The organism is Lactobacillus melliventris (genome assembly GCF_042679465.1).
In the GTDB taxonomy this organism is placed as follows: domain Bacteria; phylum Bacillota; class Bacilli; order Lactobacillales; family Lactobacillaceae; genus Lactobacillus; species Lactobacillus melliventris.
Genome location: NZ_JBHTMT010000005.1, coordinates 1 through 14,541, shown reverse-complemented (window position 1 = coordinate 14,541; position 14,541 = coordinate 1). Strand labels below are relative to the sequence as shown.

General features: G+C 36.2%; 12 protein-coding genes and 1 riboswitch. Of the genes, 4 read left to right on the top strand and 8 right to left on the bottom strand.

Features of this window, described 5'->3' with window-relative positions; all coding sequences use genetic code 11:
• The first annotated feature begins 328 nt into the window (after nucleotides 1-328).
• A complete protein-coding gene (locus ACFQ32_RS06305; protein ID WP_046325401.1) occupies nucleotides 329-1,408 on the top strand; it encodes a GntR family transcriptional regulator in 1,080 nt (359 codons plus the stop codon).
• Nucleotides 1,409-1,453: 45 nt separating this feature from the next.
• Here the strand turns inward: ACFQ32_RS06305 and ACFQ32_RS06300 are convergent, their stop codons facing one another.
• The 6 genes from ACFQ32_RS06300 to guaA all read right to left on the bottom strand — a co-directional run bounded on the left by ACFQ32_RS06300 (nucleotide 1,454) and on the right by guaA (nucleotide 9,266).
• A complete protein-coding gene (locus tag ACFQ32_RS06300; protein ID WP_046325402.1) occupies nucleotides 1,454-3,031 on the bottom strand; it encodes an ATP-binding cassette domain-containing protein in 1,578 nt (525 codons plus the stop codon).
• On the bottom strand, nucleotides 3,021-4,622 hold the full coding sequence (locus ACFQ32_RS06295; RefSeq protein ID WP_046325403.1) for an ATP-binding cassette domain-containing protein: 1,602 nt from the start codon (nucleotides 4,620-4,622) through the stop codon (nucleotides 3,021-3,023). Before ACFQ32_RS06295 ends, ACFQ32_RS06300 begins: the two co-directional genes overlap by 11 nt.
• A gap of 353 nt (nucleotides 4,623-4,975) precedes the next feature.
• Nucleotides 4,976-5,686: an acetolactate decarboxylase gene (gene budA, locus ACFQ32_RS06290; RefSeq protein WP_046325404.1), complete on the bottom strand. Its 711-nt coding sequence runs from the start codon at nucleotides 5,684-5,686 to the stop codon at nucleotides 4,976-4,978.
• Between the two features lie 166 nt (nucleotides 5,687-5,852).
• Nucleotides 5,853-6,359, bottom strand: coding sequence for a DUF4411 family protein (locus ACFQ32_RS06285; RefSeq protein ID WP_046325405.1), 507 nt, complete (start codon nucleotides 6,357-6,359; stop codon nucleotides 5,853-5,855).
• The gene (locus ACFQ32_RS06280) at nucleotides 6,359-7,477 is read right to left on the bottom strand and encodes an ImmA/IrrE family metallo-endopeptidase (protein ID WP_046325406.1); all 1,119 of its coding nucleotides are present in this window, start codon (nucleotides 7,475-7,477) and stop codon (nucleotides 6,359-6,361) included. The genes ACFQ32_RS06285 and ACFQ32_RS06280 overlap by 1 nt, the downstream gene beginning before the upstream one ends.
• Nucleotides 7,478-7,709: 232 nt before the next feature.
• The gene (guaA, locus tag ACFQ32_RS06275) at nucleotides 7,710-9,266 is read right to left on the bottom strand and encodes a glutamine-hydrolyzing GMP synthase (protein WP_209423824.1); all 1,557 of its coding nucleotides are present in this window, start codon (nucleotides 9,264-9,266) and stop codon (nucleotides 7,710-7,712) included.
• Between the two features lie 182 nt (nucleotides 9,267-9,448).
• Nucleotides 9,449-9,546: riboswitch (purine riboswitch) on the top strand.
• A gap of 80 nt (nucleotides 9,547-9,626) precedes the next feature.
• Between guaA and ACFQ32_RS06270 the strand changes: the two genes are divergently transcribed.
• Entirely contained in the window at nucleotides 9,627-10,205 is a 579-nt protein-coding gene (locus ACFQ32_RS06270; protein WP_046325407.1) for a xanthine phosphoribosyltransferase, read from the top strand.
• Nucleotides 10,205-11,518: a nucleobase:cation symporter-2 family protein gene (locus ACFQ32_RS06265; RefSeq protein ID WP_046325408.1), complete on the top strand. Its 1,314-nt coding sequence runs from the start codon at nucleotides 10,205-10,207 to the stop codon at nucleotides 11,516-11,518. The genes ACFQ32_RS06270 and ACFQ32_RS06265 overlap by 1 nt, the downstream gene beginning before the upstream one ends.
• A gap of 78 nt (nucleotides 11,519-11,596) precedes the next feature.
• Here ACFQ32_RS06265 and ACFQ32_RS06260 read toward each other — a convergent pair whose 3' ends face one another.
• Nucleotides 11,597-12,475, bottom strand: a complete 879-nt coding sequence (locus ACFQ32_RS06260; RefSeq protein ID WP_052724661.1) for a phosphotransferase — start codon at nucleotides 12,473-12,475, stop codon at nucleotides 11,597-11,599.
• Nucleotides 12,476-12,658: 183 nt separating this feature from the next.
• Nucleotides 12,659-12,814, bottom strand: a complete 156-nt coding sequence (locus ACFQ32_RS06255; RefSeq protein WP_071290284.1) for a helix-turn-helix transcriptional regulator — start codon at nucleotides 12,812-12,814, stop codon at nucleotides 12,659-12,661.
• Nucleotides 12,815-13,015: 201 nt separating this feature from the next.
• Between ACFQ32_RS06255 and ACFQ32_RS06250 the strand changes: the two genes are divergently transcribed.
• On the top strand, nucleotides 13,016-14,431 hold the full coding sequence (locus tag ACFQ32_RS06250) for a C69 family dipeptidase (RefSeq protein WP_046325409.1): 1,416 nt from the start codon (nucleotides 13,016-13,018) through the stop codon (nucleotides 14,429-14,431).
• Nucleotides 14,432-14,541: the final 110 nt, after the last annotated feature.

Below are 14,541 nucleotides of genomic sequence, written 5' to 3'. Positions count from 1 at the left end.
CACTTTCATGATATATTTTTTATTTGAATAATTCAATAGGTTTAAAAATTCATTCGAATGTTTTTGAAAATTTTTAAGCTTTCTAAACTCTTAATTTCACGGCATTTTAGCTATTTTAGAAATTTTATTTGTTTTTATTGGGCTTTTTCAGCAGAAATTTATTGTTTACATTTATACCTTTATTCTTTATAAAAATGCCAATAGTTCAGCAAAAAATAAATATAAGTTACCTTTTAAAATTGAACTATGTTATGATTTTAATTAAAAGAGCATGGATTTTAACAATATTAGCTAAAATTTATTCAAATGAATTTTAGGAGGTTACACAATGAAAAGCGATTACATAAAAGTTGTGGAAACACTTAAAAATGAAATAACTTTTGGTAATTACGAAGTTAACCAAAAATTACCCACAGAAGACGAGTTAATGCACCGCTTTAAGGTCACTCGTTACGCTGTTAGGAAAGCCTTAACTGAATTGCAAAATGAGCATTTAATCTACAAAGTCCAAGGAAGCGGAATGTACATCCAGGATTGGAATAAAAAATGGCAAGCCAATCCACAAAGCAAAACCATCGGATTAATTTGTACTCACATTGCAGATTACATTTTTCCCAAGATTATTGCTCAAATTGATTCGGAAATTGAACCACAGGGCTATTCTTTGCTTTTAGCTAATACTCATAACTATCCTCAAACTGAACGGTCAAGTTTGATTAAAATGCTTGATTCGCAAGTGGCCGGTTTAATCGTTGAACCCAGTGAAAGTGCCAAGCCTTGTCAAAATGCGGATATTTACCGCCGGATTGAAAAAAGTAAAATACCCTTGTTGTTCATTAATGCGGAGTACCCTGAATTTAATTTTCCTGCTATTGTGAATTCGGATAGAGAGTCAGAAAATGAATTGACAACTTATTTATTGCAGCAAAATCATCGCCGAATTTTAGGTATTTTTCAAACAGACGATCTTCAAGGGGTCGAACGGATGAAGGGCTTTATCGCTGCTTATCAGGAAAATAATGTTAATTTAGCAAGTAGCAATTTAATTATGTATAGCTCGCATGATTCTTTTTCAGTCATTAGTAAAAAAATTGATATCTATTTAAATAGTCCCGAACCGCCTACAGCAATAGCATGTTATCATGATGAATTAGCTGTTTTAGTCATTGACAAATTGAAAAAGCTAAAAATCAAAATTCCCCAGGATATTTCTGTAGTTGGTTTCGATAACTACGATTCATCTGCTTACTTAAACCCTAGCCTGACGACTATGAATTATCAGAGAACTTCCGTTGGTCAAGAGGCAGGCAAAGGAATTTTAGCTTTAATAAATGGTAAGAAATTTGCTTCAGTGGTACATCACCCTGAGATGAAATTGCGCGATTCAGTTGCCACACTGAAACAATAAAAAAAGGTGTTAATCAAAAATTTGATTAACGCCTTTTAACTATCACTATTTACTTAGATGAATCTCGCGGTCAAACAGCAGTTGCAGGTTTTTATCAAAATTATGGGCGATAAAAATGACAGTGCCTGGCATTTTAAGGAGTTCTTGCAGGATTGCTCTGGTTCCTGCCTGATCAATTGCACTTGTGCCTTCATCAATCAGTAAGATTTTACTGTCATGTATTTGCGAGCGCGCAAGAATTATTTTTTGCCTTTGGCCGCCAGAAACATTTAGTTTTTGCAAGTTTATTTCTGTATTCAAGCCATTAGAAAATTTGGCAATATCTGTGCCCAAACCTACTGCTAGAGCTGCAGGTTCGGCCAGCAAGTCTAATTTGGGATTGAACATTGTAATATTATTTTTTATTGTGCTGGGAAATAAAACAGGATCCTGTGCAATGTAGCCGATTTTAGCTAAATCAGGCTTGATCACTTTCCCGTCTTGATCCTTATATGCTATTTTCCCCGAACTCGGTGACAAAATCCCTAAAAGCAGCTTAAATAAAGTTGACTTGCCTGTACCGCTATCACCTGATAGTAAAATTTTTTCACCATAATTGACTGTGATATCAGGGAATTTTAAAGTTTCACCATTAGGAAAACTAATTGCCAAATCTTTTGTACTAAAAGCAACAGGTGTTCCTAACTTTTGCTGATCAGTTTTTATTGGTACAGTTGCTGCGGTAACTTTGTCTCTCAAAGTTCTGGTACCCTTAATTAAGCCAAAATAGAATGGCAAGTATTCGATTGCTAGTGAAATATAATGACTAAAATTACCAATAACTGCAATTGCACCAAACGTAACCAGACCGCCTTTAATTAAAATACCAGTCCAGACGAACAAAATCAGGATCATAACTTGCGCAACACCGTTAGTAATAATGGATAGAATTTGTTGTTCCCTTGTCTGTTTGAGGTTGGCTTTTTCTAAATCTTGCGCGCCCTTGTGCATTACGCTAGTTAATTTATCACCGGCAAGATACCGCTCTAATTCAGCAATACCGCTTAGCCATTTTTCAATCAGATCCAAATATTGTCTATTTTGATGAGATACTTTTTCCGTAGCTTTTTGCAACGGCTTTTCAATTATTTTAGGCAAAATCAGGGAAACGGCTACCGAAATTAAGATAAGTAGCAATAGACTCCAGTGCATTGTCAGCAGGGCAATTACGGAGAAAAGAATATAGCCTAGAAAATTACAAATGACCGGAATTAAATTAAAGGACTGATTGTTAACCGTATTAAGATCATTAGTCAGGCGATTTTTAACTTGCGAAGTTTGATAATTTTTACGGTCATGATAGGCGTGGCTTACTATTTTGCTTCTTAAAGTGTGATTAAATTCTTGAACTTGTCGTGTCAGTAAATATTCAGAACCCCAGTCAAAAGCATACGACGAAAGATAAGCTAATGTAGTAAAAATGATGATTAACAGCCACGCTTGACCGTCATGCTGGCGCAAGGCGGTAAATTCCCACATATTTAAGTAAGATGCCCCGATTAAAACAAAGGGTTGCAAAAGGCTAAAAAGCACCATGAATATGAAACGAATTCGATTGGAATGAAAAAAGTTTTTAAAAGTCATCGTTTCTCTCCTTCTGGCTTGCTAACCGAATCGTTTTATCAAACATATTTTTAACTTCAGAATTAAGATTATGAGCAATCATGATCAAAGTCTTATTAGTGTGAACAAGTTCAGCAATAATTTGCTTAGTTGCTTTACTATCAATGGCACTTGTCGCTTCGTCCAGCAAAATAATTTCGTCAGCGAAAACTTCTGATCTGGCAAGGATAATCTTTTGCCTTTGACCACTGGATAAATTATTTTTATCCAAATCAACTTGGGTATCAGTCCCTTGGGGAAATCTCGCAATGTCGCTCTGCAATTGCACTTTATTAATTAAATTAGGTACTTGATCCAACAACTGCTGGTGAAACATCACGATATTTTCCGCAATTGTTCCTGGAAACAATTGCGGATCTTGAGCAATGTAACTAATCCGGTTTAAATTTGGTTGAAAAATCTGCCCCGCATTATTTTTAAAAATAATTTGACCTTGATAAGGCCTGATCTTACCCAAAAGAGCTTGAAGCAGTGTTGACTTGCCTGTTCCGCTGTCACCTGTAAGCAAAACTTTTTCACCCTTATTGATCACAAAATCGGGATATTCAATTATTGGACCATTAGGATATTTAAGCGCCAAATTTTTAATTTCAATTTGGGCAATTTGAGCAGATGACCCATTCGGTTTGGATTTGGTGTTAGAAATCAAGCTAGCCGTAGTTTGATTAATATTTTTAGTAGACTTAATCTTGACCGCAGCACTTGTAATAGAGGATACAGCTGAAAAAATACCAAAAGCAAAAGAAGTCGAAGCTAATGCCGCCCCAATTTTTATTTGACCAGTTAAAAATAGGATGCCCGCTAAAAAGGCAATCGACATTTGCCCTAGGGTATTGCCAATTCCATTAATTGTATTGGAAGCACAGTTTTTATTGGTTTGATTGACTTTGGCTTTTTCTAACTTCTCAGCGTAGCTGCTCATTTCTTTATTTAGGACCGTCCATGCATGATACCGCCGCAGTTCATTTAAGCCATTGATCCACTCGCCAATTCCTGTTAAAAAGGTGCTAGTATTTTGCATCACTTTTCTACTTGCCACTGAAGTCATGCGCGCCATTATTTTGGGTAAGCTTAAATCAATTAGAACAAAAATTGTAGTTAGTAAAACAAAAGACCAATTTAAGCTAAAAAGGACACCGGCAGAAAGCAAGATAATGAATAAATTGCTAAGAACTTTAACCCACGGCAGAGCAAAATCGTTGGTTAAAGTATCGAGATTGCTTTGCAGATAGTTCTGCATTTGTGCCACTGTCGCATCGTTTTCAGTATAAAAATGGTCTACCATTTGTCCTCTTAATTGATCAAGATATTCCTGAATCTGTGCGTTAAAAAGGAAAGTCGCTAAAGGCAGAATAAATACACCACAAACTACCGGAATAAATTCAATTAATTGCCAGCGAATGTAAATGGGCAAATTGCCAACGCTTAGTCCGTTAACTGCAAATTGAAAAAAATATTGGTCAAGTGAGCCGGTAGCAGCGAAAATAAAATAAAGTAAGATAATAAAAATTGCTCGTTGTTTATTGGAGCCAATCAGTCCCTTTAATGTCATGTGCTTGCGTCTTTCATTTTATGCTAAATCAATTTTATTAAATTTATCTAATAATAAAATGAATGAGTACGGGTGTCAAATTAGCAGGCAAAATATAATGGCTGATTATAAATAAAAAAACTAATTCCTATGAAGAAATTAGTTTAAAAGTATTTAATTTTTGATTTGTTGGTTTACAGTAATGACAGTAATTAAAAGTTTCTTTTTTTATTTCTTTGGCAAATTCTTACTTTCTGAAGTATATTGCCAAAATTATTAGCTACTCTATTTTTTAAAAATTTGAGTCATTAAAAATGCTCAATTATAGTTTTAACTATAGTTGAACACTCTTTATTTTCATCTTACTAATAAATTTATTCTGACTTCGAAATAACATTATCCAAGTTGCTGGTGTCACTTAAGTTGGCATTTAAAAATTCTTGATTATCAACTGGCAAATGCAGTTCAAAGTTTTCTATTGGCTGAACGCTGACTACTACATCTTTCATCGTTGCTGCCAAAATGTGACCGCCAAAGCTTAAATCGTCTGCCAAAAAATGATTGTGAAATCCTGAAACTCCGACACCTTGAAAAACAGTTGGTGTGTAATAAGTAATCATTGTGCCTGAAATATTTTCAGCTTCAAACTCCACTTGATTTTCAGCTATTTCTCCCAGAGATGGATATGGCTTATGTGACTTTTTGGAAGACCTTGTACGAATTTTTTGGAAGACACCTTTAGTCAATATTGCGAAAAATTGATTTTGAGCGTTATTTTTGGTTAAAACATCTTTTAGCATTTCTGTCAATTCGACATTTTGATAGCTTTTGAATTTGTGATAATCCGCAAAACTAACGTCAGCATAAGTCACTTTAAAGTCATCTGGCAGTTTCACAGCCGAACCACTAACATCTATTTTGTAACCGACACCATTCAATATTACTAATTCACCATCAACGCCATCACCCGTTCCAATACCAATATTGCCGTGTTTTAACAATTCTGATAGCGGTAAAGTGCCTCCCAATAGGCCTTCAACCAGCATTTGCATAGTCCCATGTTGAAATAATGTATTTTTATTCATGTATTTGCTGCTCCTTTTTTCAAAGATTTATATATAAAAACAATCAGAACAAACTTAATTTTTACAAATCAGTTTAGCACCAATTTGTTCTCAACTTATTATGTTCTGATTGTTTTTCAACTCTTGCTATTTTTAGTTTAGTAAATAACTATCTCGATCTAAAAATTCAAATGCACAAATTGATTTTCTCAAAGAAATCATTCATGTCAATGCAATCAACATCTAAGTCATCGCACACATCAGGTATTTTTGCGGCCTTATTACCATTTGGATTGTGCAAATTAGGATTCCGAATTTCACTTGTTACAATGGTTAAATTTTCTTCTTTTGCAATAGCAATAAGCCAAGGATCTGCAATTTTCTCATGTGCCCATCCTCTGTCAGCTGATAAAGCTTCATCTTTATAATATTCACAGTCGTCAATATATTGTAGTACTTTGGCCCATTGTATTGCATAGTTTTTATGGTTTATTATTTCTTTTAAATAATTTTTATCCAACCATTTTCTAAATTTAGGGGCTTGGTAGTTTTCATCGACCACAATTTCGGGAATGACAACATATTTATTTAAAATGGCAGGTAGCTTAGCCCAAAAACTGGGAAAATACTTTACCCGATAATACCGTTCATAAAAATTTATATAGATATTAGTATCCAGCAAATATTTTTCCATTACATTCTGCCCCCCGTCAGAATCTTAAACGACTTATAACTGACACCAGCAATATTAAAAGCATCCGTATAAGTAATCTTATTTTGTTTTATTGCATTTTCAATATAATGCACAAAAGTCTGATCAAAGCGAAATCTGATATTATTATCATAGTTTCCACCCTTGATTTTTTTATCACGTGGAATTTTCGCAAATTCTTTTTTTAGCTGTGAAACTTTTTCATCATATTCATTTTTTGTCAAAATTTTCATGTCATACAATTTACGTACAATAACAAATTTACTAACAGGAAATTCGTGAGCTAAAAATTCAATATCATAGCTACTTAGTTTTCTAATTTCTTCATTTGGCAGCAATATTTCCGCTGTAACTCTATTAACAAAAGTTTCCGTGGGATCAAACTTGTATGATCCTGTATCAACTAAACTGAATATTTCTTCCTGATCAAGAAAAAGATGAACTAATTCATGAACAAGTGTAAATAATCGACCTGCTTCGCTATCTTTAGAATTAACAAAAATAATGGGAGCTTTTTTGTCACTTAAGACAAAGCCTCTGAATTCTTCTAGCGACAAACTTCGATGCGTGTTGCTTTTTACCGATCCATTAAAGAAGATAAAAATGCCTATTTGACTCATTTTATCTCTAAAATATTTCAACGCATTCTTATTCTTTCCCGCATTTTTCTGATAGTTAATTGGAATATCGAGATAATTACGAATATCATCTACAACTTGCTGGTAATCATTTTTAATTGAATATTTTCCGATAAAATCGAGTTGATAATCAATTTCATTTCGCAGAAAATCCTGTTTTGTTTGCATTTCAACAATCGTATCTCTAAGTTCATTACTAATCTTTTCAATCCGTTTTGAATTAATCGTCCTAAATTTGAGCGTACTTTTATCGGTATCAACTGGATCTGAAAGAAGCAGCAAACCAGTCGGAACATCAATAAGTTTAGCAATTTCTGAAAGTTGATTAAAAGTGGGGGTTTTACTGCCGTCTAAAAAAGCATCAATGTTCTGAACTTTCATTTCTAAATAATCTTTAGAAACTCCAGAATTGTCAATGTAATAAGCTAAAGTACGTGGATTTATGTCTAATCTCGTTACCATTAAAAACACCTCCCTTAGTAATACGCATTTATACTATTATTTTCCTCAAAAATTCACATTAATGCAATCTTTAATAACATTTTATGATATTAACTTTCTTTTAAACAACTAAAGATACTATTTCTAACTCATTTTTATAAGTTAAAAATATTAAACGTACTCACCTGTAAAAACTGTCAATAAAAATAGAAAGCTCTGAAAGCCTAATAGCTAGCAGAGCTAAATTATCATATTACTCCCATTCAATCGTTGACGGTGGTTTACTGGTGACATCATAGACTACACGGTTAATGTTGGGCACTTCGTCGACAATACGCGTTGAAATTTTTTGCAAAACGTCCCATGGCAAGCGAGCAAAATCAGCGGTCATCCCATCAATTGATGTAACTGCACGAATACCAATAGTATAGTCGTAAGTGCGACCGTCACCCATCACGCCCACGGATTTGATACCAGGTAAAACGGTGAAGTATTGCCATATTTTTTCCTGTAAACCGGCTTTTTTAATTTCATCTCGCAGGATTGCGTCACTATCACGCACCAGTTTGAGTTTATCCTCCGTTACTTCGCCAATAACGCGAATGCCAAGACCAGGTCCCGGGAATGGCTGCCGCCAAACTAAATCATGCGGAATGCCTAATTTTTCACCTAGTTCACGTACTTCATCTTTAAATAACTTGCGCAAAGGTTCAATTAGTTTAAAGTGTAAATCCTTAGGTAACCCACCAACGTTATGGTGCGACTTAATTGTCTGGGCAGTATTCGTGCCACTCTCAATCACATCGGTGTAAAGGGTGCCTTGAGCCAAAAAGTCCACATCCGTAATTTTCTTTGCTTCGTCGGCAAACACCTCAATAAACTCTTTACCAATGATTTTACGCTTTTGCTCCGGATCAGTGACACCTTTGAGTTTATTCAAAAAGCGCTCTTGAGCGTTTACTCGAATAATGTTAACGCCTAAATCACGGTTCAAGGCAGCCATTACTTCATCGCCTTCATTTTTGCGCAACATACCGTGATCCACAAAAATAGCTGTCAGCTGGTTGCCAATCGCTTTGTGTAAAAGAGTCGCCGTGACGCTGGAGTCTACCCCACCAGATAGACCTAAAATTACTTTCTTATCCCCCACAGTTTTTCTAATTTCAGCAATTTGCAAGTCAATAAAATCGGTCATTGACCAGTCAGCTTTAGCACCGCAAACTTTAAAGGCAAAATTACGCAAAATATCAAGACCATACTGCGTATTGCGCACTTCCGCATGGAACTGAATGCCATACATTTTGACTTGATCGTTAGCAATAGCAGCAATCGGGCAATTTTTACTTGAAGCAACCGTTTCAAAACCAGCAGGCGCACCAGTGACCAAATCACCATGACTCATCCACACGTATTCATCTTTGGGCAATCCAGCAAATAAAACGGAGTTAGTATCTTCAACTTCGATGTCGGCACGACCATATTCAGAATTAGCAGCTTTTTCGACCTTGCCGTTTAAATAAGAAGTCATGAGTTGCATCCCGTAACAAATGCCCAGAATAGGAATGCCCAACTTAAAAATTGCAGGATCTACTTTCAAGGCATTTTGGTCATAAATACTGTTGGGCCCACCTGAAAAGATAATTCCCTTAGGACTAATCTGCCTTATTCTATCCATACTAATATCATGGGGCAACAACTCGGAATAAATCCCAAAATCCCGCAGCCTGCGTGTGATTAGTTGATTATATTGACTACCAAAATCCAGCACAATAATTTCATCAAAATCACTAATATTCTTTTTCACCGACATCCAAGCTCCTTTACTCACTAAATTCATACTATATCAACTTTACTAAGAAATGCAGCAGTGGTCAATAATTTTTTAGCTCTAATGAATGATTTTACGAATTATTTATGTCTTCTTACTGAATATAATTCGCAATTTCATTTAAAATTAATCTTGCACATATTATGCGACTCTGTTACAATGCTTGCAATAGCAAAATAAAAATCTATATATTGCCGTAATGTGGTCGGCAGTTTCTACTCAGAACCGTAAATTCTGAACTATGGATAATATGCATTTAAAGTAGTTAAAATACTGGTTTAAAGGGCTTTTTTTACCATAGTTTTGGTAGGAAAAGCCCTTTTTGTGTTGAAGGAGGAAAAAGTGAAGTTATTAGAAGACCGGATTCGCAGTGACGGAGAAGTTCTACCCGGTAACGTTTTAAAAATTAATTCGTTTTTAAATCATCAAGTAGATCCCGAACTAATGAAGAAAGTCGGAGAAGAATTTAGTCAACTATTTAAGGATAGTGGTGTCACAAAGGTGTTGACCTGTGAAGCTTCCGGAATTGCCCCTGGAGTAATGGCAGCCTATGAATTACATGTGCCAATGGTTTTTGCCCGCAAGAAAAAGCCAGCTACACTTAATGATGCTGTCTATTGGGCAGATGTTTATTCCTACACCAAGAAAGTCACTAATCAAATTTGTGTTGAACAAAAATTCCTGCACCATGATGATCACCTGTTAATTATTGATGACTTCCTGGCAAACGGTGAAGCAGTTAAAGGCATGATTAATATTGCTAACCAGGCTGGTGCTGAGGTAGCTGGTGTTGGTATCGTAGTCGCCAAAACTTTCCAAGGCGGCAGCGACTGGCTTAAAGAACACGGCTATCGCCTTGAAGCATTGGCAGAAATCGCTAGTTTAGCTAACAATCAAGTACATTTTGTGGGAGAAAACTAATGACAGAAAAAGAAGTTAGTCAGCAAAAAGCAGCTGTTTTAGGTTTACAGCACCTGTTAGCAATGTATTCCGGTGCTGTTGCGGTACCTCTGTTAATTGGAAATGCATTAAAATTTTCTCCTGCACAAATGACTTACCTTGTTTCAATTGACATTTTCATGTGCGGCCTAGCTACGCTATTACAATTAATGCGCAACAAGTACTTTGGTATTGGTTTTCCAGTCATTTTAGGCTGCGCCATTCAAGCAGTTGCCCCCTTGCAAATGATTGGTCAAAAATTTTCAATCAACGACATGTATGGTGCCATTATAGTTGCCGGTATTTTCGTAGTTTTAATCTCAGGCATTTTTGCTAAAATCAAAAAATTCTTTCCCCCAGTGGTAACAGGCACGTTAATCACTACTATTGGATTAACCCTCGTTCCGGTCGCAATTCAAAACATGGGTGGTGGCAATTCAGCTGCTAAAAGTTTTGGCAGTGGTCAAAACCTGTTTCTAGCCTTTTGCACGATGTTTATCATCTTGGCATTAGAAATTTGGACTAAAGGATTTATCAGATCAATTTCTGTTTTAATCGGTCTTGTTGCCGGAACTATTATTGCCGCTTGCATGGGACTCGTTTCCTTCACTCCCGTAATGGAAGCATCTTGGTTCCACTTACCCCAACTTTTCTATTTTGGAGTACCGAAATTTGAATGGTCTTCCAGTCTGACAATGATCATCATAGCTTTAGTCTCAATGGTCGAATCAACCGGCGTATTCTTCGCCATCGGTGACCTCTTACACCATGACGTAACTGAAGAAGATTTGAAAAAAGGCTACCGCGCAGAAGGTATAGCTCAGATTTTTGGTGGTTTATTCAACGCTTTTCCTTATACCACTTTTTCGCAGAATGTCGGTCTTTTACAATTATCAGGTATTAAAACTAAACGTCCGATTTACTGGGCCGGTGGATTACTCATGGCTATGGGTTTGTTACCTAAAATTGGGGCAATGGTAACTATCATCCCTACCCCAGTTTTAGGCGGTGCCATGCTAGTAATGTTCACTATGATTGCAGTTCAAGGTATCAAAACACTGGCCAAAGTTGATCTCAGTGACAATAATAATGTCTTAATTATTGCTATCTCAATTGGACTTGGACTCGGTGTTACTATTTATCCCCAATTTTTCAAAAATCTACCGGCTACTGTGCAATTGTTTTTAAGCAACGGCATCGTGATTACTAGCTTATCCGCAACAATTCTAAACTTTTTACTTAAAGGAGGTGATAGAAAAGCAAAACAAAATACTCAAACTGCAAATATCACGTAAATGAAATTGTCTTTACCCTTGAGACAATTCTATTTACCCCAAAAAAGCATCTTCTTGCGTGAAGATGCTTTTTTATTTTTATAGGATAATAGCATTCATGTTAGTCAGGCTCTCATTCAAACTCCCTGTATTTAGAAATGAACTGCAAGTTGCAAGCATTTGTTTTCCGATTTGTTCAAATGGCTTATCTACAATCTTTTCTGTATACTTCATAATTCCAATAGCAGTGATAAAAATGAGAAAGACCTGTGTTACTGGAGCAACTGCAACTTTCTGACCACACTTTTCATATCCTTTGAAAAAAGAAACGATTAATTCTTTATTTAAACCAAAGTCCTGGTAAAAAAGCTTGATGAAGTCTTGATAATTTACTCCCATGCGTGCTCGTTCAAAGTCAATTAAACTAAGATGACCGGCAACGATTTTATAATTGCGCAAGCCGACATCTCCGTGTAAAACAGTATTTGCATGAACTGCTAAATCTTTTTCAATATCTACTCTTTCGGCTGTAAACTGTGCCAGCAATTTCAGCAGCTTGTTTTTGATTTCAGGCTTATTTAAGCTATAAATGTCGCGTTTTGCCTTATTTAATAGTTGATTATTTTGGTATATGCCAGAAAAAGGTTTGACTTTTTGATGGAAGTGAGACAATTCTATGCCCAAGTTAAATGCTATATCAGGAGTAATTTCTTCTTTAATATCAGAAGGCGCCAAATCTTTCATGACCAAAACAAATTGTTGCGTTTGTTTGACAACAAAAGAGTCTAATACCCGAGTATTTAGTTGCTCGTTAACAGCTTTTTCAGTTAAAAATTTTCCTGCTTGTGCAAAGACTTTGACAAAAATTTTTTGCTCAAATTTTGCACTATCACCAACAAAAGTGCTGTTTTGTGACTCGTGCGTGATCTTTGTTAAGTCAGCTTGCAGTTTTTCTTCTAAAGTTTTTTCTATAGTCATTAGTTTATTTCTTTCATTTCACCGATGCGGGCAATGCCACAGCGACCTAGCACAAAAGTTGTTTACCGATTTTCTTGCCAATCAAGGTAGCAGTATGAAAACGCACCATAAACTATGTTTTTCTTAGTATTAATCATTTTAATTCTCGCCTTCATATAAGAATAATTCGTCAACCGTTACCCCTCATATCTGCGCCAAGTAAAAAGCTAATCCTAAAGATGGGTCATACTTATCATTTTCAATGGCGTTGATTGTTTGCCGAGTAACATGAGCGGCTGCGGCGAATTGAGCCTGTGAGTACCTCTGCTTTTTACGCAATTGAGCAATTCTATTTTTCACTAATTCACTCTCCTGTCAAACTTATTTGACTTTTTTAGTAAAGCATCTTTTACATTTTTTGCCAATCATAAATCAGAATTTAGTTAAAATCCCAACTTCGTAAAAGTAATAATAATTTAGGTTTAAGTTTACTCATTTTTTTGCAAACAGCCCGCCTTTTTTAATACAATATAGATTAAGTAATTTGAAAGGACAGATAAGATGAAAAAAGCAGAATGTACGACTATTCTTGTCGGTAAAAATGCCACCATTGACGGCTCAGCTATGATTGCCAGAAGTGAAGACGGTGGCCGTGAAATAATTCCTGAAGGTTTTGAACTTATTACACCGGAAAAACAACCAAAGCATTATGAAAGTGTTATTAGTCACCAAAAGATTGATGATGCAGACTTAGCGGAAAAGCCTTTACGTTATACCAGTGCACCTGATGTCTCTGGCGAAAGCGGCATCTGGGGTGCAGCCGGAATTAACTCAGAAAACGTAGCAATGACTGCTACTGAAACTATTACCACAAATGCACGTATACAAGGAATTGACCCACTTCTTGCCCAGGGTGGCCTAGGAGAAGAAGACTTTGTTACTCTAACATTGCCTTATATTCACAGCGCTCTTGATGGCGTTAAGCGGATCGGTTATTTGCTGGAAAAATATGGTACTTACGAAATGAACGGTATGGCTTTTGCCGACCATGATGAAGTTTGGTACCTGGAAACAATTGGTGGCCACCACTGGATTGCACGCCGCATCCCTGATGACGCCTACGTTGTTGCTCCTAACCGTTTGAATATCGACGAATTCCACTTTGGTAAAGATGGCTTCTTAGCTGATGACACCTTAGAAGACTTGATTAAGGAATACCACTTAAATCCTGACCGCGAAGGTTACAACATGCGGCATATCTTTGGTAGCTCAACTATTAAAGATGCTCATTACAACAATCCACGTGCCTGGTTTGTTCACAATTACTTTGATCCAGAATTTGGCGGCAAACCAAGTGATCAAGATCAACCATTCATTTGCCACGCAAACCGTAAGATTAGTATTGAGGATATTTGTTTTATCGAGAGTTCTCACTATCAAGATACGCCATTTGATCCTTATGGTGATCAGGGTACCCCTGAACAAAAGAAAACTTACCGTCCAATTGCCCTTAACCGCAACTTCGAAACTCATATTCTCCAAGTTAGAAATGATGTCCCTGAAGAAATTGCTGGCGTGCAATGGCTTTGCTTTGGTCCAAATACCTTTAACAGCTTTGTCCCATTCTACACGAATGTCAACGACACACCAGCCAGTTTCCAAACCGGGCCAAAGTTCGATTTGAACAAGATTTTCTGGTTAAACAAATTAACAGCACAATTGGGTGACACTAACTTTAAAGTCTACGGTGAACTAGAAAATGACTTTGAGCAAAAATCATTGGCACAATGTCACTTCATTCAACACGAAACTGATAAAAAAGTTGCAGGTCTATCAGGCAAAGAAGCTGAAGATTTATTAACTGCAGCCAACCAAAAAATGGCTGATCAAGTTTACCACAACACTATTGAACTGCTGGGTAACATGGTCAATGAAGGTCATAACCTGGCAACGCTTAAGTTTGACTTGTTAGACTAAAATTGTGAAATACAAAAAACGGTAGAGTATCAGTGAAGTTAACCCCCGGAATTGGACAAAGATTCCAATTCGGGGGTTTTCTTATGTCTAAATATTTACTAAAAACAAAA